Annotated in this window: 20 protein-coding genes; 16 read left to right on the top strand and 4 right to left on the bottom strand. The window is 70.4% G+C overall.

The genetic code is table 11. The features are described from left to right. Positions 1-60 precede the first annotated feature (60 nt). From ACTIGJ_RS00995 to ACTIGJ_RS00965, 7 genes are read left to right on the top strand one after another with little or no spacing between them, the layout of a single operon-like run. The gene (locus ACTIGJ_RS00995) at positions 61-948 is read left to right on the top strand and encodes a metallophosphoesterase family protein (RefSeq protein ID WP_439638405.1); all 888 of its coding nucleotides are present in this window, start codon (positions 61-63) and stop codon (positions 946-948) included. A gap of 36 nt (positions 949-984) precedes the next feature. Beyond that, positions 985-1,422 carry an HIT family protein gene (locus ACTIGJ_RS00990; RefSeq protein ID WP_439638404.1) on the top strand — a complete coding sequence of 146 codons (438 nt, stop codon included), beginning with the start codon at positions 985-987 and terminating at the stop codon, positions 1,420-1,422. Further along, positions 1,422-2,612 (top strand): LptF/LptG family permease, encoded by a 1,191-nt coding sequence (locus ACTIGJ_RS00985; protein ID WP_439638403.1) that lies wholly within the window; start codon positions 1,422-1,424, stop codon positions 2,610-2,612. Before ACTIGJ_RS00990 ends, ACTIGJ_RS00985 begins: the two co-directional genes overlap by 1 nt. After that, positions 2,609-3,697 carry an LptF/LptG family permease gene (locus ACTIGJ_RS00980; protein WP_439638402.1) on the top strand — a complete coding sequence of 363 codons (1,089 nt, stop codon included), beginning with the start codon at positions 2,609-2,611 and terminating at the stop codon, positions 3,695-3,697. Before ACTIGJ_RS00985 ends, ACTIGJ_RS00980 begins: the two co-directional genes overlap by 4 nt. 30 nt (positions 3,698-3,727) lie before the next feature. Next, complete coding sequence (locus ACTIGJ_RS00975) at positions 3,728-4,870, top strand: dATP pyrophosphohydrolase (RefSeq protein ID WP_439638401.1); 1,143 nt, start codon at positions 3,728-3,730, stop codon at positions 4,868-4,870. Between the two features lie 5 nt (positions 4,871-4,875). Continuing rightward, positions 4,876-5,673: a nucleotidyltransferase family protein gene (locus tag ACTIGJ_RS00970; RefSeq protein WP_439638643.1), complete on the top strand. Its 798-nt coding sequence runs from the start codon at positions 4,876-4,878 to the stop codon at positions 5,671-5,673. A gap of 12 nt (positions 5,674-5,685) precedes the next feature. Next, positions 5,686-6,507: an endonuclease/exonuclease/phosphatase family protein gene (locus tag ACTIGJ_RS00965; RefSeq protein WP_439638400.1), complete on the top strand. Its 822-nt coding sequence runs from the start codon at positions 5,686-5,688 to the stop codon at positions 6,505-6,507. Positions 6,508-6,589: 82 nt separating this feature from the next. Here ACTIGJ_RS00965 and ACTIGJ_RS00960 read toward each other — a convergent pair whose 3' ends face one another. The 4 genes from ACTIGJ_RS00960 to ACTIGJ_RS00945 form a co-directional block, all read right to left on the bottom strand. Next, entirely contained in the window at positions 6,590-7,219 is a 630-nt protein-coding gene (locus ACTIGJ_RS00960) for a sterol desaturase family protein (RefSeq protein WP_439638399.1), read from the bottom strand. Next, positions 7,219-7,998: a sugar phosphate nucleotidyltransferase gene (locus ACTIGJ_RS00955; protein WP_439638398.1), complete on the bottom strand. Its 780-nt coding sequence runs from the start codon at positions 7,996-7,998 to the stop codon at positions 7,219-7,221. Before ACTIGJ_RS00955 ends, ACTIGJ_RS00960 begins: the two co-directional genes overlap by 1 nt. Positions 7,999-8,167: 169 nt before the next feature. Continuing rightward, on the bottom strand, positions 8,168-8,962 hold the full coding sequence (locus tag ACTIGJ_RS00950; RefSeq protein WP_439638397.1) for a S1/P1 nuclease: 795 nt from the start codon (positions 8,960-8,962) through the stop codon (positions 8,168-8,170). Next, complete coding sequence (locus ACTIGJ_RS00945; protein ID WP_439638396.1) at positions 8,962-9,471, bottom strand: peptidylprolyl isomerase; 510 nt, start codon at positions 9,469-9,471, stop codon at positions 8,962-8,964. The genes ACTIGJ_RS00950 and ACTIGJ_RS00945 overlap by 1 nt, the downstream gene beginning before the upstream one ends. 98 nt (positions 9,472-9,569) lie before the next feature. Between ACTIGJ_RS00945 and ACTIGJ_RS00940 the strand changes: the two genes are divergently transcribed. The 9 genes from ACTIGJ_RS00940 (at position 9,570) to ACTIGJ_RS00900 (ending at position 21,789) form a co-directional block, all read left to right on the top strand. After that, on the top strand, positions 9,570-11,423 hold the full coding sequence (locus ACTIGJ_RS00940; RefSeq protein WP_439638395.1) for an ATP-binding SpoIIE family protein phosphatase: 1,854 nt from the start codon (positions 9,570-9,572) through the stop codon (positions 11,421-11,423). Next, positions 11,420-11,728, top strand: a complete 309-nt coding sequence (locus ACTIGJ_RS00935; protein WP_439638394.1) for an STAS domain-containing protein — start codon at positions 11,420-11,422, stop codon at positions 11,726-11,728. The genes ACTIGJ_RS00940 and ACTIGJ_RS00935 overlap by 4 nt, the downstream gene beginning before the upstream one ends. A gap of 104 nt (positions 11,729-11,832) precedes the next feature. Beyond that, positions 11,833-13,632 carry a vWA domain-containing protein gene (locus tag ACTIGJ_RS00930; RefSeq protein ID WP_439638393.1) on the top strand — a complete coding sequence of 600 codons (1,800 nt, stop codon included), beginning with the start codon at positions 11,833-11,835 and terminating at the stop codon, positions 13,630-13,632. Between the two features lie 54 nt (positions 13,633-13,686). Beyond that, positions 13,687-14,238: a sigma-70 family RNA polymerase sigma factor gene (locus ACTIGJ_RS00925; RefSeq protein ID WP_439638392.1), complete on the top strand. Its 552-nt coding sequence runs from the start codon at positions 13,687-13,689 to the stop codon at positions 14,236-14,238. Next, positions 14,225-15,355 (top strand): hypothetical protein, encoded by a 1,131-nt coding sequence (locus ACTIGJ_RS00920; RefSeq protein WP_439638391.1) that lies wholly within the window; start codon positions 14,225-14,227, stop codon positions 15,353-15,355. The genes ACTIGJ_RS00925 and ACTIGJ_RS00920 overlap by 14 nt, the downstream gene beginning before the upstream one ends. Before the next feature lie 218 nt (positions 15,356-15,573). Next, complete coding sequence (locus tag ACTIGJ_RS00915; protein ID WP_439638390.1) at positions 15,574-16,959, top strand: TolC family outer membrane protein; 1,386 nt, start codon at positions 15,574-15,576, stop codon at positions 16,957-16,959. A 72-nt stretch (positions 16,960-17,031) separates the two neighbouring features. Next, on the top strand, positions 17,032-19,380 hold the full coding sequence (locus ACTIGJ_RS00910; RefSeq protein ID WP_439638389.1) for an HlyD family secretion protein: 2,349 nt from the start codon (positions 17,032-17,034) through the stop codon (positions 19,378-19,380). Then, positions 19,380-20,894: a hypothetical protein gene (locus ACTIGJ_RS00905; RefSeq protein ID WP_439638388.1), complete on the top strand. Its 1,515-nt coding sequence runs from the start codon at positions 19,380-19,382 to the stop codon at positions 20,892-20,894. The genes ACTIGJ_RS00910 and ACTIGJ_RS00905 overlap by 1 nt, the downstream gene beginning before the upstream one ends. After that, entirely contained in the window at positions 20,887-21,789 is a 903-nt protein-coding gene (locus ACTIGJ_RS00900; RefSeq protein WP_439638387.1) for a sulfotransferase, read from the top strand. The genes ACTIGJ_RS00905 and ACTIGJ_RS00900 overlap by 8 nt, the downstream gene beginning before the upstream one ends. Positions 21,790-21,813 lie beyond the last annotated feature (24 nt).

Genomic DNA, 21,813 nt, shown 5'->3' with positions numbered 1-21,813 from the left:
ACCGGCGCCCGCCGGCCCGGCCGAGGCGCGCCAGCCGGCTCGACCTCATCGTGCAATCCCATGTTCCGGCTGGCCCATTTCTCCGATCCGCACCTGCATTTCGACGCGCCGCCGCCGACCCTGGCCGAGCGCTTCTCGAAGCGCAGCCTCAGCCGCCTGTCGTGGGCGCGGGGCCGGCGCGAGCTGCAAAGCCCCCAGGTGCTGGCGGCGGCGGTGGCCGATGTCCGTCAGCACGCGCCGGATCACTGGCTGATCAGCGGCGACATCACCAATTTCTCGCTGCCGGGGGAATTCGCCGCCGCCGCCGGCTGGCTGGCCAGTCTCGGCAGCTGCCGCGATCTCACCGTGGTGCCCGGCAACCACGATGCGCTGGTGCCGGTGTCGTATGCGGACGGCTGGGCGCACTGGCAACCGTGGATGCAGGGCGACGATGGCGTGGCCGCGTTTCCGTTCCTTCGTGTGCGCGGCGAGCTGGCGCTGATCGGCCTGTCGACCGCGCTGCCGACGGCGCCGGGACTGGCCAGCGGCCGCCTGGGTCGCGCGCAGCTCGAGGCGCTGGCGGCGCTGCTGGCCGATCTCGGCCGGCGCGGGCTGGCGCGCGTGGTGGCGCTGCATCACCCGCCGGCCGATGGCGTGGTGAAGCGCCGCAAGGCGCTGGATGATCGCGCCGCGCTGCGCGCGGTGATCGCTCGCCATGGCGCCGAGCTGCTACTGCACGGCCATTCCCGCGATGCCCGCTTCGATCCGCTGCCGGGTCCGGATGGCCTGGTGCCGGTGCTCGGCGTGCCGTCGGTCTCGGCGATTCCCAATCCCAAGGACGAAGGCGGGCGCTGGAACCTGCTGGGCTTCGAGCGGATCGACGGTCGCTGGACGATCGACGTCCGGGCCCGCCGTTGGCAGCCCGCGCAGCAGCGCTTCGTCGACGGCGGCGGTTATCGGCTGCGCTGAGTCGCGGTAACCTTGTCCACCGATTGCCCCGCGCCGATGCCGAATCCCACTGCCCTGAAATTCGCCTGGCCCCGTTCGCGGATCGCCGAGACCGCCAGCTGGACCGTCCAGCTGCGGCCGAAGCAGCCGACCTTCGGCAGCCTCGTGGTGGTCTGCAAGGAGCCCGTCACGGCTTTCTCGGCACTGAGCCCGCAGGCCTTCGCCGAGCTGCGCGACATCACCATCGGCGTCGAACGCCTGCTGAAGGCGATGGTCGACTATCAGCGCCTCAACTGGCTGATGCTGATGATGGTGGACCCGGACGTGCACTTTCACGTCATTCCGCGCTACGAAGGCGTTCGTCACTGGGACGGGCTGACGTTCGCCGATGCCGGCTGGCCGAATCCGCCGGCGCTGACCGAGGCGGTCAGCCTCGATGACGGCCGGCTCGCGCAGCTGGCGGCCGAGTGGGCTGCCGCCTGGCAGGCCCGCTGATGCCGACCCTGCTCGACCGCTACCTGCTGCGCCAGCTGCTGCCGGCGTTCACGCTGTGCCTGGGCACGGTGCTGATCGCGCTGCTGCTGGAACGCCTGCTGCGGCTGTTCGACCTGCTGGCCGAGAACAACCACGCGCTGCCGGCCGTGTTCCGGCTGATCGCCAATCTGGTGCCGTACTACCTCGGTCTGGCGCTGCCGGCGGCGTTCTTCGTCGCGCTGTTCGTGGTGGTTTCCAAGCTCGGCGACGAGAACGAACTGGATGCCTACCTGGCCGGCGGCCAGTCGATCGCGCGGCTGACGCAGCCGTTCCTCGCCGTGTCGGTGGTGCTGTCGCTGTTCAGCGCCTGGGTGTTCGGCTGGCTGCAGCCCTATTCGCGCTACGACTACCGGGCGGTCATGTACTCCGCGCTCAATGCCGGTTGGGACGCGCGGCTGCAGCCCGGTACCTTCGCCAGCGCCGGCAGCGGCTACACGCTGACGGCCGATGAAGTCGACAAGACCGGCCGCCAGCTCCGGCGCGTGTTCATCCGCCGCGAAGTCGACGGCCGCGAGGAACTGACCGTCGGCGCAAGCGGCGAGCTGACGCCGTCCGACGACGGCCACCGCCTGAAGCTGACCCTGCACGACGGCCAGCACCTGCGCGACAAGCCCGACAGCGGTCTGCTGGACGTGCACTTCGCGCAGATGGACAGCAACACCGCTTTCACGCCGGATGCCCCGCCGTTCCGCGCCCGAGGCGGCAACGAGCGCGAGCTGACCGCGCCGGAGCTGCTGGCCGGCGGCTTGCCGGGGCAGGACACGCCGATCAGCCACGCCAAGCTGACCGGCGAATTCAACGGCCGGCTGGCGCGCACGCTGTCGCTGCCGCTGTTGCAGCTGCTGGCGATTCCGCTCGGCATGTCGGCCAAGCGCGGCAAGCGCACCGCCAGCCTGATCGTCGCCGCCGTGCTGATGCTGCTGTTTCACAACAGCCTGCAGCTCGGCGAAAGCCTGGCGGAGTCCGGCAAGGTCAACGCCTATCTCGGCGTCTGGCTGCCGTGGCTGGCGTTCGCGCTGCTGAGCGGCTGGATCTACAGCCAGAGTCTGGCGCGCCCCGGCGACAACCCGGTGACCCGCGCGGTGTCGGCGCTGGAGGATCTGGTGGCGGCCTTCGTCGCCCGCCTGAAGCCGGCCGCCAAGCCGAAATGAGGCTGTTCCTGATCGGCAGCGGCCTCGGCGGCTATCTGCGCGGCCTGCTGGCGCTGCGCTGCTTCGCGGTGCTGTGCGGCCTCGGCGGCCTGTTCCAGGTGCTCGACCTGCTGGAAACCTCGACCGACATCCTCAGCCGTGGCCAGGGCTTTGCCGGCATCGCCCACTACACCGTGCTGCGCTCGCCCAGCGTGCTGCTGCAGGCCGTGCCGCTGGCGACGCTGCTGGGCGCGATCTTCAGCTTCTCGACTCTGTCGCGGCAGAACGAGATCTGCGCGATGCGCGCCGCCGGCCTGCCGTTCCGCCGCGTGCTGCTGGCGCTGCTGCCCACCGTGATCGCGATCGGCCTGCTGCACGCGCTGCTCGCCGAAGTGGTGGTGCCGCGCTCGCAGAAGGCGCTGACCGCCTGGTGGGCCAGCCTGCCGCCGTCGCCGGACAAGGACCCGGACACCGAGCTGCTGTGGTTCCGCACGGCCGGCGCCGTGGTCGGCGTGGCCACCGTGATGCCCGATGGCCGCCGACTGGACGAAGTGCGCATCTACCGCCGCGACGACGCCGGCCAGTTGGCCAGCCGGACCGTCGCCAGCCGGGCCGAATATGCCGACGGCGCCTGGACCCTGATCGACGCGGTGGTCACCGATCTTCGCGCCGGCCGGCATGCGCCGGTGCAGGCGCAGCTGCCGTGGGACACGCGGCTCAAGCCCTCGGATCTGATGCGCCTGTCGGCGTCGGAGCCCTACGTGTCCGGCGGGCTGGCGGCGCAGGTGCTGGCCGGCAGCCAGTCCGGCACCAAGACCGATTCGTTCTACCGCACGCGCATCGCCCGGGCCTTCAGCGATCCGCTGTCGGCGCTGGTGATGCTGCTGCTGGCGACACCGGTGGCGATCGCGCTGACCCGCGGCGGTGCCGGCGGCGCGCAGGTGCTCGGCGCGCTGGCCACCGGCCTCGTGTTCCTGCTGGTCAATGGCCTGATGTCGGCGCTCGGCGAGGCCGGCACCGTGGCGCCGCCGCTGGCCGCGTGGCTGGCCCCGGCGCTGTTCGCGCTGCTCGGCCTGATCTTCGTGTACCGCCTCGATCGGCACTGATCGACGCCCTTTCCTGGAGGCTGCTTCCCCATGTCCGCGACATCCGCAGGCGCTGCGATCACCCTGGTGCCGGTCGACTCCGCCGCACTGAAGCAGCGCTTCATCCGCCTGCCGGCGCGGTTGCATGCCGGTGACCCGAACTGGATCACGCCGCTGGACCTGGAGCGCAGCGAAGCGCTGTCGCCGAAGCACAATCCGCTGTTCGCGCACACCGACGTGCAGTTCTGGCTGGCCGTGCGCGATGGCCGCGACGTCGGCCGCATCAGCGCCCAGGTCAACCGCGATGCCACCGACGGCGTCGGCCAGTTCGGCCTGCTGGCCGCAGAGAACGACGCGGCCATCGTCAAGGCGCTGTTCGACACCGCCGAAGCCTGGCTGAAGGCACGCGGCATGCGCGAGGCGCTGGGGCCGTTCAGCCTGTCGATCAACGAGGAGACCGGCCTGCTGGTCGCTGGCCACGACACGCCGCCGATGCTGATGATGGGGCACGACCGCCCGTATCTCGGCGGCCTCGTCGAGGCCCAGGGCTATGCCAAGGCCAAGGATGTCTACGCCTACCTCTGCGACATCACCCAGCCGTGGCCGAAGCCGGTGCAGGGCCTGCTGCGCCGGCCGCTGGGGCCATCGGTGCAGCTGCGCCACCTGAGCTTCAAGCACTACCGTCGCGACATCGAGCAGATCACCTCGATCTTCAACGATGCCTGGTCGGCGAACTGGCGCTTCGAGCCGCTGACCGCCGCCGACACCGACCATCTGGCCAAGGCGATGCGGCCGATCCTGTCCGAGCGGATGGTCTGGTTCGTCGATGTCGATGGCGAACCGGCCGGCTTCGGTGTCGCGCTGCCCAACCTCAACGAGGCGATTGCCGATCTCGACGGGCGGCTGCTGCCGTTCGGCTGGGCCAAGCTGCTGTGGCGACTCAAGGTTCGCGGCGTGACCGGCGCGCGGGTGCCGCTGATGGGCATCCGCAAGCGCCACGCGCACGGCATCATCGGTTCGACCCTGCCATTCCTGATCATCGACGCGATGCGCACGGAAGGGCTCAAGCGCGGCTTCCAGCGTGCCGAGCTGTCATGGATTCTCGAAGACAACCTGCCGATGCGGCGGATCAACGAAAGCCTCGGCGGCGTCGCCTACAAGACCTATCGCGTGTACCGGAAGGCGCTGGCTTGAGCGGTGTGAAGGCGGGCGGGCTGACTGCGCTGGTCCTCGCCGGATCGCGCGGGCCGGACGACCCGATGGCGCAGGCCTTCGGCGTGCCGCACAAGGCGCTGATCGCCGTTGCTGGCACGCCGATGCTGCTGCGGGTGATCGCGGCACTCGGCGCGACGCCGGAGATCGCGCGGATCGTCGTGGTCATCGAAGCGCCGGCGCTGGTGCAGGCACTGCCGGGCCTTGCCGAGGCGGCGAACGGCAAGCCGGTCGATCTCTTTCCGGCGGCCGGCAGCCCGAGCCGCAGCGTGGTGGCCGCGCTGGCCCGGTATCCGGTGCCGCTGCTGGTCACCACGGCCGACCACGCGCTGCTGCAGCCGGGCTGGGTGCGCCATTTCCTCGCCAGCGTTCCGGCCGGTGCCGATGCGGCGCTGGCGCTGGCCCGCTCGGAAGTCGTGCTGGCCGAAATGCCGGACACCCGCCGCACCTGGCTGCGCTTTGCGGAAGGGTCGTACAGCGGCTGCAACCTGTTCTTCTTCGCCACTCCGAAGGCGCAGGCGCTGGCCGAGCTGTGGCAGCAGGTCGAGGCCCTGCGCAAGCAGCCGGTGGCGATGCTGCGGCTGCTCGGCCTCGGCTATGCGTTGCGCTACCGCTTCGGCTGGCTGAAGCTGTCGGCGGCGCTGGCGCGGCTCGGCCAGCTCGCCGGCGGCTGCCGCGCGGCGGTGGTGGAGATGCCGTTCGCACGGGCGGCGGTGGATGTCGACAAGCCGGCGGACAAGGAGCTGGTCGAACGGCTGCTGGCGGAGGATCGGCCAGCGCACTGAACGGAGGCGGGCATGGCCAAGGCGCTGCGGGTGGCTTCGTGGAACATCGAGCACTTCAAGGACGACCCGAGCCGCGCCGATCGCGTGCTCGGGACGTTGAAGGCGGTTCGTCCGGATGTCTTCGCGCTGTACGAGGTCGAAGGCAAGGGCGTTTTCGAGCCGCTGGTCAAGGCGTTCCCCGGCTACCAGTTCCACATCACCGAAGGCGCGCAGGTCCAGGAGATCCTGGTCGGCGTCAAGGGCGGCATCACCGGCTTCTTCTCGCAGCGGCTGGAGTTCCAGATCGGCCAGGTGAGCCTGCGGCCGGGCAGCCTGCTGACCGTGACCGTGGCCGGCATCCACTACTCGCTGCTGTTCCTGCACACCAAGAGCAGCGCCGATCCGATCGGGCTGGGCCTGCGTGATGCGCAGTTCCAGAAGGCGTTCCGGCTCAAGGAGGTGCTGGACGCGCAGGCCGCCGATGGCCGGTCGAACTTCATCGTGCTGGGCGATCTCAACACCATGGGCCTCGACTACGCCAAGGGCATCGCGATCGCCGCCGATGCCGAGATCACCCGGCTGGCGGCCGAGGCCGGCAAGGTCGGCATGCGGCTGCTGTCGAAATCGCATCCGGCCACCTGGTCGAACGGCAGTCGCAGCCGCTACAAGCCCGCCGACCTCGACCACGTGCTGGCGTCCACCCATCTGGCCTTCAAGCCGCTGCGCGGCGCCGAGGTCGAGGTGCTGGGCTGGCCGCTGCTGGCCGATACCACCGCCCGCGACGCCTGGATCAAGCAGTACTCCGATCACGGCCTGCTGGTGTTCGAGCTGCAGAAGCGGGCCGCTGTGACTTGATGCCGCAGCGCCCTGCGCCGCGGCACGCGCAGCAAAAAGCCGGCGCGAGGCCGGCTTTCGGACGCACCGCCGAATCGATGGCTCAGGGCCGCGTGGCGCTGCGCCGCGTGCCCATGATCCAGTCCCACAGCGGGCTCGATACACCATAGCCGGTGTCGCCGTTCACGAAGTGGTGCTGCATGTGGTGCACCTTCAGCTTCTTGAACAGCGGCTGCTGCCAGGCGTAGTGGTGCAGCGCGTAGTGCAGGGTGTCGTAGATCACGTAGCCGACGATGAAGCCGCCGAACAGCGCCTTCAGCCAGACGCCGTCGACCGCCAGCGCGAACAGGCACCAGAAACCGTAGGCCAGCGGCATGCTGACCGACGGCGGCATCACCAGCCGCAGCCGGTCGTTCGGGTGGTCGTGATGGACCCCGTGCCAGATGAAGTGCAGCCGCTCGCCGATCTTGCCTGGCGGGGTCCAGTGGAACAGGAAGCGATGCAGGAAATACTCGGTGGCGGTCCAGATCAGCAGGCCGCCGGCGAAGCAGGCGATCCAGCCGGACACTGGGATGCCATCGGTGAACGCGGTCCAGGTCAGCCACGCGAACAACGGCAGGTAGATCGCCATCGGCACCCAGAACGGGATCTTCGACAGCGCTTCCATCCAGTCCGCCTGGAACATCCGGATCGACTCGTCCGGCGAGCGCCGGGCCGGGCGCGCGGCTGCCATCAGGCGGCGCCCTTGGCGGCGCGGCTCGTCAGCGCTGCGCTGACCGGTTGCGGCCAGCCGGCGACCAGCGCCTCGTTGTGGGCGACGTCGGGCAGGAAATCCATCTCGCCCCAGCCCAGCCCCTCGATCGAGGTGTAGCCGACATCGCCGGACTGGCTGGCGATCCGGTGGATGACCGACAGGTACCAGAGCTTCAGGCCTTCCGGCGTGCGCATGATCCGCTCGACTTCACCGACGAAACGGGCCGCTCCTTCGGTGGTGAAGCGCAGGAAGCCGATCGACTCGCCGTTGACGATCTCGGCATCCAGCTTCTTGCCGATGGCGACCAGCTGGCCGCCTTCGGTGCGCACCTTCATGTCGTCGGCGTCGTAGAAATCCTTGCGGTCGATGGTCACCGTGATCGGGTGGCTGACCTTGCCGAGCACGCGCTCGACGATCGCGGTCTCGACCAGCGTGTCGCCGTTCAGGATCAGGCATTCGCCGCGCAGTTCGTGGCGGGCGATCCAGCAGCTGGCCAGGTTGTCGGCCGCCTCGAAGAACGGGTTGTACAGCGTGCGCACCTGGATGCCGGCCGGCGTGCGCGCCTTCAGCATGTCCTCGACCTGTTCGGCGCCGTAGCCGATGACGATCACGGCTTCGCGCACGCCGGCCTGGGCCAAGCTGATCAGCTGCCATTCGAGCAGGCTGCGGCCGCCGAGTTCGATCAGGCACTTCGGACGCGATGCGGTCAGCGGCAGCAGTCGGCGGCCTTGGCCGGCGCTGAGAATCAGCGCCTTCACGAGGACAGGCCCGACGTGGCGGTAACGGCGATCAGCTGCGGCATGCGGAGGAACCTCGGCGCGAACGATTGTCAACAAACGGTCGCAATTCTAGGGCAATTCGCGGGCCAGGGCGGAGCGCGGGAAGACCCGTCCGGCGAGCGGTCGGGCCGGCTTCCGCTGGTGCGGATCAGTGGCCGAGCGCCAGTTCCAGCTGTGCCGCCAGCCGCAGCCCGGCCCGTTGCAGCTGCGTTTCCAGCACCGGCTGCCAGCGGCGCCGGTAGGCCGCTTCGTCGAAGGTCTCGGCTGCCGGATAGAAATCGGCCGAGGCGACCAGCGCGCAGGACTGCCGCGCCCACGCGGCTGGCGGCCCGGCCAGCGTCGATGCCGCCGGCTTTCGGCGGCGGGCGAGGCTTGCGGCCAGGCGCGTCGCATCGGTGCCGATCGCGCGGATCAGCAGGCCGTCCCAGAGCTGGTGGAGGTTGTGCGGCGCGCCCTGCCAGCGCAGCGGCACGCGATTGCCGCCGCGATCCTCGGCGCGGCCGGCGTGCAGCGGCTGGTGCAGGTCGGCGACGAAATGGACGAGGTCCTTCAGCGCCTGGCGGCGATCGGCGCTGGCCGCCCGCCGATCGCCGACGACGGCTGCCGCCCGCTCGATGGCGGCGATCACGCAGCGGCCGTCGGGGCAGTCGCGGGCCGGCTGGTAGTCGCAGCGGCCGGGCGGCAAATTGATGTAGTGCAGCGGGCCGGTCGCGTCGGTCTTGTGCAGATCAGCATCATTGGCGACCCCGGCCAAGGTCGGCTCCGGCTCGCCGGCCAGCAGCGCGGCCACCGCTGCCGCCGTCGCCGGTCGCAGCTGGCGTGCGGCAAGCTCGCCGACGATGCGGTGACCTTCCGGTCCCCAGGCCAGTGCCGGAGCGCTGGCCGCCGTCAGCAGGAGGGCGGCCAGCAGCGCCGTGCAGCAGGCCCGAAGGCCGGAAAGCATCAGACGCGCGACACCTTGACGATCACCACCGGTTCCACCGGCACGTCCTGGCCGAACGGCCGGGCGCGGCCGGTCGGCGTGGTGCCGATCTTGTCGAGCACGTCGAGACCTGCGGTCAGCTTGCCGAACACCGCATAGCCCCACTGGCCCGGCTTGCCGTCGAGGAAGGCGTTGTCGGCGTGGTTGATGAAGAACTGTGCGGTGGCCGAGTGCGGATCGCTGGTGCGGGCCATGGCGATCGTGCCGCGGGCGTTCTTGAGCCCGTTGTTGCACTCGTTCTCGATCGGCTTGCCGGTCTTCTTCTCGGTGTAGTCCGGGGCCACGTAGCCGCCGCCCTGGATCATGAAATCGCGGATCACGCGGTGGAAGGCCAGACCGTCGTAGTGGCCGGAATCGACGTAGGCCAGGAAGTTGGCCACCGTCTTCGGGGCCTTGGCGGCATCGAGTTCGATCGTCATGTCGCCCAGGCTGGTCTGCATCAGCACGGACACGGTTGCGGCGTCGGTCATCAGTCTTCTCGGGGAGGGAGTGGCGTGGAAAGGGCGGCAGTGTAAGCGTGGCTGCCGTCCGGCGGGGATGGCCGCCGGCGCGCTACTCTCGGTCCACCATGCCGGCCGCCCCGACACCGCGATCCCCGCAGCGCCGCGCCACGCGCAGTGGCGGGGATCATCTCGACCTGGTCGCCGAGCTGATCGAGGCCTTTGCCGACAGCGAGGATCTCGACGCCACGCTGGCGGCGGCGCTGGCGCGGATCGCCGAGGCGCTCGACGCCGATGCCGCCGGCCTGTTCCTGCTCGATGGCACTTTCGGCGATCCGGCCGCGCGGCTGCGCTGCCGCGCCTGCGTCGGGCCGGTCGATATCCGCCAGCTGCAGTTGCCGGCCGATCGCGGCATCCACGGCCGCGCGCTGGCCCGCAACGCCACCGAATGGGTGGCCGATGCCGCCGCCGACCCGGACCTGCTGGCGCCGGCCAGCATCGGCATCGACTACACGATCCGCTCGATGATCTGCGCGCCGCTGAGCCATCGCGACGAGCGCTACGGCGTCGTCGAGCTGCTGAATCCGCGCGGCCGGGGCCGGCGCTTCAGTGCCCGCGATGCCGAACTGCTCGGCCTGCTGGCGACCGCTGCCGCGATCGCCATCCGCAACGCCCGGCTCACCGCCGCGCTGCTGGCCCAGAACCGCCTGCGTCGCGAGCTGGAACTGGCCGCCGACGTGCAGCGCCAGCTGCTGCCGCCGACGCCAGCCAGCACCGCGCCGGTGCAAGGCCTGAACCGGCCAGCGCACGGCGTATCCGGCGATTTCTACGACGCGCTGCAGCTGCCCGACGGCCGCATCGCCTTCGCGCTGGCCGATGTCTCCGGCAAGGGGCTGAACGCGGCGCTGATCATGGTCAAGGCGGCCACGCTGTTCCGCAGCCTTGCCAAGCGCGTGTACGAGCCGGGGCTGCTGCTGTCGCGGATCGAGACCGAGCTGTGCGAGACCATGGCCTTCGGCATGTTCGTGACCATGGTGATCGGCGTCTACGACCCGGCGAGCCACCAGATCCGGCTGGCCAACGCCGGCCATCTGCCGGCCTTGAAGCGCGCTGCCGATGGCGGCTTCGAGGAGTTTCCGGCCACCGATCCGCCGCTCGGCATCCAGTGCCGGCTCGACAACGACCGCTACCGCGAAACCACGCTGTCGATCGCCGGTGGCTGCCTGTATCTGTACACCGACGGCGCCAGCGAAGCGCGCGATGCCAGCGGCCGGATGCTCGGCAGCGAAGGCCTGAAGGCGCTGATCGAACGCCACGCCGATGCTGCGCCGGGCACCCGGCTGACCGCCATCGCCGATGGCCTGGGCGACGATGTCCGCGACGATCTGACCCTGCTGGTGATCGACGACCGCTACGCCGCCGCCGAGCCGCTGGGTGCCAGCGTCCGCCGGCGCAGCGTCGCCGAACTGGTGGCGCAGACCATTCCGGCCGAGGCCGGCCAGCTGAAGATCGTCCGCCGGCTGGTCGAGGCGGCCTCGCGCGAAGCCGGAGCGAGCGTCGAATGGGCGCAGGATCTGGTGCTGGCCGTCGACGAGGCCTGCCAGAACATCATCCGCCACGGCTACGGCGCGGCGGCCAAGGCTGGCGCCGCGCTCGGCGAGAAGATCGAGTTCTCGATCCGCAAGGCGGCCGACGGGCTGGAGGTCGAGCTGATCGACTACGCGCCTACCGTCGACGCGCAGGACTGCCGGGGGCGGGCGCTCGACGAGGTCCGGCCCGGTGGTCTCGGCACCCACCTGATGCACGCCTTGACCGATCGCGTGCAGTTCCGGGCGCCGCCGAAGGGCGCCGGCAATCGCCTGGTGCTGACCAAGAAGCTGGTTCGCGGCTTCGGTCGCGCCGACCGCCCGGCCGAGGCCGGCCAGGACGCCGATCCCGGCGTCGACCATCCGCCACACGACAAGGGGAGCGGCAGCAGATGAGTTTCAGGGTCAACGATGACGCCGGCACGTCGACGGTCTTTCTCAGCGGCGAGATCGATCTCGAACGCTCGCCGGCCGCCCGCAAGACGCTGCTCGACATCTTGGCGCGCCGGCAGGCGCTGGTGGTCGACCTGCGCGATGTCAGCTACATCGATTCCTCCGGCATCGCCAGCCTGGTCGAGGCCTACCAGAAGGCGCGCACCGCCAATCTCGGCTTCACGCTGGCCGAAGTCGGCCCACCGGTGATGCGGGTGCTGAGCCTGGCCCGGCTCGACAAGGTGTTCCCGATCCGGGCCGCTGGCTGAGCGGCCGCTGGCACCGCATGGGCGGCGGCAAATTTTTTCGTCCGCCTCAACCCCGTTTGCCGGGCGCCTTCGTTCAAGTCGGTACAGCCCCCACGGAGTTCGCCATGTCCCGCCCTCATTCGACCACCCTGATCGCCGCCTGCTGCCTCGGCGCGGCTGCCGCGCTGGCGGCCTGCTCGGCACCGCCCGCGCAGCGCGCGGCTGCGGAGCCGATCTCCGCGCCACCGTCGGTGGCGCAGGACGTCGTGCCGGCAGCGGCAGAGGCCCCGACTGAAGCCCCGCTTCCGGCCCCGGCGCAAGCACTGGCCCTGGCCAAGGCGCAGACCCGCGAAGCGCAGGCCACGACGCGCATGGCGCCACCGCCGATGGCGGTGGCCACCGAGCAGTGGCAGCACATGCCGGCGCCGTTACCAGCGCCGTCGGTGATGCCGGATGGCGACGGCGAGCGCTACGCCGAACTGCGGGCCAACCCGGTCTGGGTCGCCGCCGAGCAGCCGGTGTCGACCTTCAGCGTCGATGTCGATACCGGCGCCTACGCCAATGTCCGCCGCCTGCTCAACGCCGGCCAGCTGCCGCCGCGCGACGCCGTGCGGGTCGAGGAACTGATCAACTATTTCGACTACGCCTACGCGCCGCCGAAGGACCGCGCGACGCCGTTCGCGCTGCACACCGAACTGGGGCCGACGCCGTGGAACCCGAAGACCGAGCTGCTGGCGATCGGCATCCAGGGCTGGAAGCCGGCGGCGGCATCGATCCGGCCATCGAACCTGGTGTTCCTGGTCGACGTGTCCGGCTCGATGCAGTCGGCGGACAAGCTGCCGCTGGTCAAGGCCAGCCTGAAGCTGCTGGCTGGCCAGCTGACGGCACGCGACCGGATCAGCCTCGTGGTCTACGCCGGCCGCACCGAAGTGGTGCTGGAGCCGACGCCCGGCGACCAGACCGCGACCATCGTCGCCGCGCTCGATCGTCTGGAAGCCGGCGGTTCCACCGACGGCGCCAGCGGCATCCAGCTGGCCTATGCGATGGCCGAAAAGGCCTTCATGAAGGACGGCAACAACCGCGTGCTGCTGGCCACCGATGGCGATTTCAACGTCGGCCTCCGCGATGTCGGCCAGCTCAAGGAGATGGTCGAGAACAAGCGCCGCAATGGTGTCGCGCTGTCGACGCTAGGCTTCGGCACCGGCAACTACAACGACGCGTTGATGGAACAGATCGCCGATGTCGGCAACGGCCACTACAGCTACATCGACTCGGCGCGGGAAGCGCAGCGGGTACTGGTCGAGGAACGTGCCTCGGCGCTGGAAACCATCGCCAGCGACGTCAAGATCCAGGTCGAGTTCAATCCGGCGGTCGTCGCCGAATACCGCCTGATCGGCTACGAGAACCGCCTGCTGCGGCGCGAGGATTTCAACAACGATGCGATCGACGCCGGCGACATCGGCGCCGGCCATCGGGTCACCGCGCTGTACGAGATCGCCCGGGTCGGCAGCGGCGGCGAGAAGGTCGATGCGCTGCGTTACGGTCAGGCCGCGAAAGCCGGTGCCGGCATGGCCGGCGAACTGGCCCAGCTGAAGCTGCGCTACAAGCGCCCGGAAGACGGTGTCGATGCCCGCAGCCGGCTGATCGCGCGGGTGGTCCGCGCCGACGAGGCGGTGACGGCCGATCGCACCTCGCCGGCCTTCCGGCTGGCGGCGGCGGTGGCCGCCTACGGGCAGCTGCTGCGCGGCGGCGAGTACACGCAGCGCTATGCACTGCGCGACGCGGCGGCGCTGGCCAGCGCCGCGCAGGTCGACCAGGCCAGCGGCCGCGCAGCGGAGTTCGTCGAACTGGCGCGGCTGGCCGCCAGCCTGAACGGCGAACGCCTGCTGGTGTCCGGCGATGACCACCACGCCGGAGCGCACTGACTGGACCGCTCCGCACCGCCGGCCGCGGCTCCGGGCCCGAGCGACGAAACGCTGATGCTGCGGTACCAGGCCGGCGATGCGGCGGCCTTCGAGCCGCTGTACCGGCGCCATCGCGACGGCGTCTACCGGCACCTGCTGCACGGCTGCGGGCGGCCGGCCATCGCCGGCGAGCTGTTTCACGATGTCTGGCTGAACGTCATCCGCACCCGGGCCGACTGGCAGCCGCGCGCCCGGTTCGCGACCTGGCTGTACCGGATCGCCCATCACCGGCTGATCGACTGGTGGCGGGCGACGCCGCCGGGGCTGGAGCCGCTGCCGGAGCCCGGCGATGACGACGAGGCGCCCCCCGTGCCGGCGGCGCTGTGGCTGCCTCGCCGCGAGCAGCCGGACGAACAGCTGCTGAGTGCCGAGCGCGGCCAGCGGCTGCGCGCGGCGCTGGCCCGCCTGCCGATCGAGCAGCGCGACGCCTTCCTGCTGCACGAGGAAGGCGGCCTGAGCCTGGCCGAGATCGCCGAGGTGGCGGGCGTCGGCCGGGAAACCATCAAGAGCCGGCTGCGCTATGCGCTGGTGCGACTGCGGGAGGCGCTCGCCGATGACCGAACCTGACGACGACGATCGCCTGCTGGACGCCTTCCTGGACCGGCGCAGCCCGCTGGCCAGCGCCTGGCGCGACGAGGCCACAGCCGGGCAGGGCGCGCCGGCGTCGCTCGATGCCGCCATCCTCGCCGCAGCAGCTGCTGAACTATCCGACGCTGCCAAGCCCGTGACGCCGCCGCGCCGGCCGACGCGACTGCGGCGTTGGCGTCTGCCGGTCAGCCTGGCCGCGTCGCTGCTGGTCAGCATCGGCGTGCTGCGCGAAGGTCTGCGCGATGCCGCCGCGCCGCCGCCGCGCGCAGCAGTGCTTGCGCCCCTGCCTGCGCCCGCGCAGCAGGCCCCGCAGGACGTGCCGATGGCGGCTGCGTTGGCGCCGCCGGAGGAAACGGCCAAGCGCGCGCCGTTGCCCGCGCCAGCCGCGCCATTGCCGCCGGATAGCCGGCCGGAGATCGCTGCGCTGCCGTCGCCAATACCATCGCCGCCGCCACCGCTAGCGGAATCGCAGGCCCGATCCCCGGCGGAATCCCCGGCTGAATCTGCGGCTGTCTCGCTGCCCGAATCCTCGGCCGAACCTGCGGCTGAACGAGCCGCCGCCGCGCCGGAACGGGCGCCGGCGCTGGCGGCGATGCCGCGTCTGGCGGAAGCGCGCCGCGCGGAGGCCGATGCACTGGCCGCCAAGGCTGATCCGCCGGCGACAGCGGATCAGACCTGGCAGCCGGCGCGCTATCGCGGCCAAGTGCTCGGCCAGTTCACCGCCGATGCGCTGCGCCAGCCGGCGGCGTCTGCCGATGCCGAGCCCGATGCCGACGCCGGCACCGCACCGCAGGCCGACCCGGCCGCAGGCAGCGATCCGCGCGGCACCGTGACCGTGCAGCTGGCGGCCGGGCGCGGCGTGGTCACGGCGCTGCATCTGGCGCTGGCGCCGCCGTTGCCGCTGGCCGTCGTGCAGCAGATGGAAGGGCTGTCCGGCGATGGCCGGGCCGTCACCCAGGACGACGCCCGCTGCGCGGCCGAGCTGCCGCTGGCGGACGGGTTGCTGCTGCGCCGCTGGCCGCAGCAGGGCGTGCAGCTGCGGCTGACGGCAGCCGGCACGGTAATGGCGATCGACTATCTCGAACACTGCCCCTGAGCCGCTCGTCGGCGGCGCGGCGAACGCCGGTCGGCCGCTGCCGGCGCGCAGCGCGGGCGCGACGATTCTTGAAAAATCGGACGATCCGGCGCGATTCCTGCAAGAACGCGCCGCCCGTCCACATGACTTTTCCAAGACCGCAGTACGCCGGAGCCGGGCTGAGTGATAATCCGCGAACCAGAAAAGCCCGGCGCACCGGGTTGCCGTCGGAGCCATCCATGAATTTCCTGCGTCCGCTGCGGATCGCGATCGTTTCGCTGTGCGTTGCGCTGTCGTCCTCGACGCAGGCGGACAACCTGCTATCGGTCTACACCAAGGCACTCGACGGCAATCCCGAGTACCTGTCGGTGATCGCCGGCTACCAGCAGGCGATCGAGGCGCGGCCGCAGGCGCTGGCCAAGCTGCTGCCGCAGATCGGCGTCAGCGGCGAGGCGGCCACCGTCAGCCAGACGCTCAGCGGTCGCTTCTTCGTCGGCGGCGTCGGCGCCATCCCAACCAGCGGCGCCGATGTCAACCGTACCGATGCCTTCAACAGCGTCGGCTATCAGGTCGGCCTGACGCAGGTGCTGTTCGATCGCGGCCTGTACTTGACGCTCGACACCGCCGCGCTGGAAGTCAGCCGCGCCGGCCTGCTGACCTACGACGCCCAGGACACGCTGCGCATCGGCGTCGTCGAAGCCTATTTCGCCGCGCTGTCGGCGGACGAGGAACTGCGCTTCGCCGAAGCCGAGAAGACCGCCATCGAAGCGGTGCTGGCGCAGACCCGCGACAAGTCGGCGGCCGGGCTGGTGGCCGATACCGAGGTGCAGGTCGCGCAGTCGCAGCTCGATCTGGCGGCGGCGGCGCTGATCGCCGCGAAGAACGCGGTGGCGGTGTCGCGCGTGCAGCTGGAACTGCTCAGCGGCGGCACCCGTTTCGGCGCGCTTGACGGCCTGTCGAAGACCTATCTGCCGGCGGCGCCGCAGCCGGACAGCCTCGATGTCTGGATCGAGCGCGCCGGCAAGCAGAACCTGCAGCTGAAGGCGCAGATGCTGGCCACCGAGATCGCCCGCAAGAACGTCGACAAGGCCTACGGCGCGCGCTGGCCGAGGGTCGACGCGCTGGCCGCCTACACCTACCAGTACGCTGAAGGCGGCATTTCCAACGGCATCGGCGCCGAAGGCAACCGCGCCACCGATGAACGCGTCGGCCTGCAGGTGAAGATTCCGATCTTCACCGGCGGCGCCATCAGCTCCGCGATCCGCGCCGCCCAGGCCGGCGTGGTGCGGGCCGAGGCCGATGAAGCGGCCAAGCGCGCCGACGCGCTGCGCAAGGTGCAGGTGGCGTTCCTGAATTCCAGCGCCGCGATCGCCAAGGTGCGCGCGCTGAAGCAGGCGGTGCAGTCGACGACCGCCAGCGAGAACGCGATCCGTGTCGGCTACGAGGTCGGCACCCGGACCAACGGCGACCTGCTGCTGGCGCTGCGCAGCCGCTACCGGGCGGAGCGCGACTACGCGGTCGCCCGCTTCGACGCCATCCTCAATTCGCTGCGCCTGCGGGCCGCTGCCGGCAGCCTGAACCACGCCGATCTTCTGGCCGTCAACGGCGCGCTGGCGGCGCCCTGACGCCGCTGCCGGCCGCGTTCGTCTCTTTCGTTCCACGATCGTTCCCCGAAGCCGATCTTCCCGAGCTCCCTGATGGAAAGCCCTCGTCACCTGTATCGAAAATTCGTCTTCGGCTCGGCGGCCAAGTCGGCTGATGGCCTGTACTACGCGCTGACCGGCGCCCGCCACGGCCGGCCGATCCGACTTGATCCGGCCGAATTCGAGCTGGCCCGGCTGATCGATGGCAGCCGCGATGCGGCCGCGGTCCGGACGGCGGCGCGCGAGCTGCTGGGTGCGGAGCTGACGGCGGCGGAACTCGAACACTTCTGCAACGAGCTGGCCACCAGCGACCTGCTGGCGGCCGGCAGCCAGGAGCCGCTGCCGGTGCCGGCGCAGACCGATGCCGAAGCGACGCTGGCCGGCTGGAATCGCGGCCCGCGCCCGGCCGGCGTGGCGCCGGAAACGGCGGCGCCGTCGACGGTGCCCGGCTCGCTGGGCGGCCCCGGCCTGCCCGGTTCGCTGACCGGCCTGTGGGGCGCGTTCCGGGGCGTGGTCGCGGCCCCGAAGGTGCTGATCCCGGCCAGGCCGCTGCTGCCGATCGGCTGGCTGCTGAACCTGCCGCTGTTCGGCCGGCTGCCGCTGCTGGGCCTTCTGGCGCTGGTGATCGGCGCGGTGGTGGCGATGTGGACGCACCGGGTCGAGATGGGCGTCGATTTCGTACGCCTGATCGAACCGCTGCCGCTGCTGCTGACCCTGATCGGCGGCATCTACCTGGTGAACTTCCTGTCCGAGATGGCGCGCGCGTCGGCCATCCACACGCTGACCCGGCAGACGCCGAAGTTCGGCGTGGTGCTCGGCACCGTGCTGATCCCGCGCTTCCACTGCGATACCGGCGGTGCGGCGGAAAGCGCGCCGCGCGACCAGCGGCTGCGGATCGTCGGCAGCGGCCTCATTGCCCAGCTGATGATCTTCGTGATCGCCGTGGCGCTGTGGCTGGTGTTCCATCACAGCCACTCGATCCTGCCGTCGCTGCTGGTGGCGCTGGCGCTGCTGGCCAGTGCCTTCTTCCTGCTGCAGGTCAATCCGCTGGTCAAGCGCGACGGCTACAACTGGCTGGTGCAGTGGTACCAGGCCGCCGACCTGCGCGAGCAGGCGATGTACGCGATCTTCGGCTACGACCGGCCATGGAACGAGATGAAGAAGCTGTCGCCCGGCGTGCTGCGCTGGTACGGCTTCCTGGTGCTGGCGTACACGATCTGGCTGATGGTCTGGGTGGTGATCTTCCCGGCCCGCTGGCTGAGCGGCGCGTTCGGCGCGGTCGGCATCGTCATCACCGCGCTGCTGCTGGCCTGGTCGGTGTTCACCAGCACCCGCCGCGCACAGGCGAGCCGCGGCTCGATCGGTGCCGGCAAGGTCAATCTGGCGCCGCCGAAGCGCTGGGACTGGGCGATCATCACGATCCTCGTCACCGTCGCGCTGTTCCCGTACACCTACGAGCCGAGCGGCGAGTTCATCGTGCTGCCGACCGCCCGCGCCGACATCCGCGCGCTGACCGATGGCGATGTCCGCGAGGTGTTCGTCAAGGAAGGCGAACTGGTCAAGGCCGGGCAGGTGATCGCCAAGCTCAACGACGACGCCGAGCGCTACGCCGTGGCCTCCAGCGAAGCGAATCTGACGCGGCTGCGTGCCAACGTCGCGATCGCCAAGTCCGGCGCCAAGGGCGAAGAAATCGACCAGGCCCGGCAGCTGGTGGCAACTGCCGAGAAGCGTCTCGAATTCAGCCGCGCCGAGGCCAATCGCCTGAAGCAGGCGTTCACCCGCAAGGCGGTGTCGGACCAGGAATACCAGCGGGCGCTGTCGGTGGCGGAACTCGATCAGCAGCGGCTGCTCGAAGCGCGCAAGCAGCTGGCGCTGGTGATCAGCCCGGTGCGCAATGAACAGCTGCAGGCGCTGGAAGCGGAGATCGCCAGCGAGCAGGCCAAGCTCGATCTGGCGCAGAAGGCGGTCGAGTACGCGCAGGTGAAGGCGCCGATCGCTGGCCGGATCCTGTCCGGCACGCTGCGCTTCGCGCTGGGCGATTTCCTCGCCCGTGGCGCGCAACTGGCGACGGTTGAGGATTCCTCGAAGCTGCTGGTCGAGATCCGGGTGCCGGAGGCCGATGTCGGCAAGGTCGAGATCGGCCACAAGGCGATGGCCAAGGCCTGGTCGTTCCCGGATCGCGGCTATCCCGGCGTGGTGCGCGAGATCGCGCCGAGTGCGGAAGTCAGCCAGTACGGCCGCGTCGTGCGCGTGGTGATGTCGATCGACGAGACCGACGGCAAGCTGCTGCCGCAGATGACCGGCTACGCCAAGGTCGAGGCCGAGCGGATGCCGCTGATCGTCGCGTTCACGCGGCCGATCGTGCGCTTCTTCCTCGTCGAGCTGTGGTCCTGGCTGCCCTGATGGACGACGGCGTCCAGCCGCAGCGGCGGTGGCGTCCACCGCCGCCGGACAACGGCCGTCTCGACGGCCGCGACTTCCGGCTGACCTGCGAGTCCGGCTTCGGCGACGGCTGGAATGCTTACGCGCATTCGATGGCCTGGTTCGAGGGCCGGCTGTACGTCGGCACCACGCGCGGCACCATTCCCGGCATGAAGCTGCTGTCGCCGCCGCCGGACATCAAGCCGTGGCCGGTGGAGTCGCCGGACAACGTCTACGACATCGACCGCAACTCGCAGATCTGGCGCTACACGCCACAGACCGATCGCTGGGACATGGTCTACCGCGCGCCCGACGTGATGGCGCGCAACAAGTCGCGGATGGTCGCGCGCTATGTCGGCATGCGTGGCATGACCGTTTTCCAGGGCAAGAGCGACTTGAAGCCCTGTATCTACTGCTCGACCTGGGCGCCAGCGATGGCCGAACCGCCGGACATCCTGCGCAGCGAGGACGGGATCAATTTCACCGTCGTCAAGCGGCCGCCGTGGGATGTGTCGGTGCGCTCGTTCCGCACCCTGCAGGTGTTCGGCGGCCGCGTACACACCTCGCCGACTGCGTCGAATGCCGGCGGCAAGGTGCAGGATTCGGTCGGCTCCGAAGCGGTGATCTACGCCAGCGAAGACCTGCCGACCGGCGTCTGGAAGCCGGTCAACGACGAGGGCTTCGGCAACAAGGGCAATCTGACGATCTTCGAGATGGCCGAGTTCAACGGCTATCTGTACGCCGGCACGGTCAACCCGTTCACCGGCTTCGAACTGTGGAAGACGCGCGGCGGCGACACGTTGCCCTACCAGTGGACCAAGGTGCTGACCCACGGCGCCTGGCGCGGGCCGTTCAACGAAGTGATCGTCAGCATGTGCGAGTTCAAGGGCGCGCTGATCGTCGGCACCGGCATCATCAACGGCGGCTACCACCGGGCGTTCAAGCTCGGGCCGGCTGCCGCCGAAGTGCTGCGGGTCTGGCCGGATGACAGCTGGGAGCTGCTGGTCGGCCATTCACGGGTCACGCCGGACGGCCTGAAGGTGCCGCTGTCCGGGCTCGCCGCTGGCTTCGACAACCTGTTCAACGGCTATGTCTGGCGCATGGCCACCCACGGCGACTACCTGTACGCCGGCACCTTTTCGTGGGCCAACTCGCTGCCGTACCTGCCGAACGCCAAGTGGCCCGAGGACGTGCTGAAGCTGATCCGCCACTGGGGCATGGAACATCTGACGCGCAACTACGGCGGCTTCGCCCTGTGGCGCACGCACGATGGCGTGCGCTGGGACTGCGTGACGCCGAACGGCTTCGGCAACAAGTACAACTGGGGCGTGCGCAACTTCGCCTCGACGCCGCATGGCCTGTTCGTCGCCACCGCCAATCCGTTCGGCCCGCGCGTGGCGATCAAGGAACAGGGCGAGTGGAAGTACGTCGACAACAACCGGGGCGGCTGCGAGGTATTCCTCGGCGCAGCGCCGTCGCGTCAAGCCGATGCTTGAAGCCCCGGTCCTGATCGTGGCGCCGCCTGGCGCCCATGCCTCGCGGCTGGCGGCGATGCTCGGCCAGCACCAGCGCGCCCAGGATCTGCCGGAACTCAACCTGTTCATGGCGCCGACGCTCGGCGGCCTCGGCGAGATCAGCGCCCTGTCCGACGGGCGCACCAGCCACGGCCTGCGGCGCGCCGTGGCGGCCCTGTACGGCGGCGGCCAGACCGATGACGGCATCGCCGCCGCCGGCCGCTGGCTGGCACGGCGGGCCGACTGGCGCGGCGCCGACATGCTTGCCGAGCTGGCGCAGACGCTGGCGCCGCGGGTGCTGGTCAGCGCCGAGACCTCGATCGGCTGGCGGCCGGATTTCATCGACCGCCTGCTCGACGAGCGGCCCGACGTGCGGCTGCTGCATCTGGTCGAACATCCGCGCCGCTGGTGCCGGGACAGCGCGCGGGCGCTCGACGGCCGTCTGTTCATTGCGCCGGACTACAAGGATTACGCGGTCAATCCGCCAGCGCTCGATCCGCAGCTGGCCTGGTTCCGGGTGCACGCCAATCTGGCGGCGGCCGGCGCGCTGCTGCCGAACGCCTGCTATCGCGTGCTGCGCATCGAGGATCTGCTGCGCCAGCCGGAAGCGACGCTCGGCGAGCTGTGCGAGTGGCTCGGCTGGCCGGCCGAGCCCGATCAGCTGGCGGCGATGCAGCAGCCTGAGCACAGCCCGTTCGCGGCGCTCGGGCCGGATGCCGCGCTGTACGGCGCCGACGAAGGTTTCCTGGCCGATCCCGGCTTTGCTCGCCGGCTGCGGCTGACCGAGCCGCTCGACGGGCCGCTGGAATGGCGCACCGACGGTCGCGGTTTCGCCGACGAAGTGCGAGCCATCGCCGGTCGCTACGGCTACGCCTGAGCCGGCCTGCCGGCATCAGACAGC

Origin of the sequence: Nevskia sp. (assembly GCF_051860985.1) — a bacterium.
GTDB lineage: Bacteria > Pseudomonadota > Gammaproteobacteria > Nevskiales > Nevskiaceae > Nevskia.
The sequence above is the reverse complement of the archived record's forward strand: the minus strand, read 5'-3'. Positions and strand labels throughout refer to the sequence as shown.

Coding starts and splice junctions, on each gene's coding strand:
- ACTIGJ_RS00925 (WP_439638392.1), top strand. CDS start 13,687: ATGCTGCGGTACCAGGCCGGCGATGCGGCGGCCTTCGAGCCGCTGTAC.
- ACTIGJ_RS00920 (WP_439638391.1), top strand. CDS start 14,225: ATGACCGAACCTGACGACGACGATCGCCTGCTGGACGCCTTCCTGGAC.
- ACTIGJ_RS00975 (WP_439638401.1), top strand. CDS start 3,728: ATGTCCGCGACATCCGCAGGCGCTGCGATCACCCTGGTGCCGGTCGAC.
- ACTIGJ_RS00905 (WP_439638388.1), top strand. CDS start 19,380: ATGGACGACGGCGTCCAGCCGCAGCGGCGGTGGCGTCCACCGCCGCCG.
- ACTIGJ_RS00940 (WP_439638395.1), top strand. CDS start 9,570: ATGCCGGCCGCCCCGACACCGCGATCCCCGCAGCGCCGCGCCACGCGC.
- ACTIGJ_RS00900 (WP_439638387.1), top strand. CDS start 20,887: ATGCTTGAAGCCCCGGTCCTGATCGTGGCGCCGCCTGGCGCCCATGCC.
- ACTIGJ_RS00985 (WP_439638403.1), top strand. CDS start 1,422: ATGCCGACCCTGCTCGACCGCTACCTGCTGCGCCAGCTGCTGCCGGCG.
- ACTIGJ_RS00915 (WP_439638390.1), top strand. CDS start 15,574: ATGAATTTCCTGCGTCCGCTGCGGATCGCGATCGTTTCGCTGTGCGTT.
- ACTIGJ_RS00935 (WP_439638394.1), top strand. CDS start 11,420: ATGAGTTTCAGGGTCAACGATGACGCCGGCACGTCGACGGTCTTTCTC.
- ACTIGJ_RS00995 (WP_439638405.1), top strand. CDS start 61: ATGTTCCGGCTGGCCCATTTCTCCGATCCGCACCTGCATTTCGACGCG.
- ACTIGJ_RS00910 (WP_439638389.1), top strand. CDS start 17,032: ATGGAAAGCCCTCGTCACCTGTATCGAAAATTCGTCTTCGGCTCGGCG.
- ACTIGJ_RS00990 (WP_439638404.1), top strand. CDS start 985: ATGCCGAATCCCACTGCCCTGAAATTCGCCTGGCCCCGTTCGCGGATC.
- ACTIGJ_RS00965 (WP_439638400.1), top strand. CDS start 5,686: ATGGCCAAGGCGCTGCGGGTGGCTTCGTGGAACATCGAGCACTTCAAG.
- ACTIGJ_RS00945 (WP_439638396.1), bottom strand. CDS start 9,471: ATGACCGACGCCGCAACCGTGTCCGTGCTGATGCAGACCAGCCTGGGC.
- ACTIGJ_RS00980 (WP_439638402.1), top strand. CDS start 2,609: ATGAGGCTGTTCCTGATCGGCAGCGGCCTCGGCGGCTATCTGCGCGGC.
- ACTIGJ_RS00930 (WP_439638393.1), top strand. CDS start 11,833: ATGTCCCGCCCTCATTCGACCACCCTGATCGCCGCCTGCTGCCTCGGC.
- ACTIGJ_RS00950 (WP_439638397.1), bottom strand. CDS start 8,962: ATGCTTTCCGGCCTTCGGGCCTGCTGCACGGCGCTGCTGGCCGCCCTC.
- ACTIGJ_RS00960 (WP_439638399.1), bottom strand. CDS start 7,219: ATGGCAGCCGCGCGCCCGGCCCGGCGCTCGCCGGACGAGTCGATCCGG.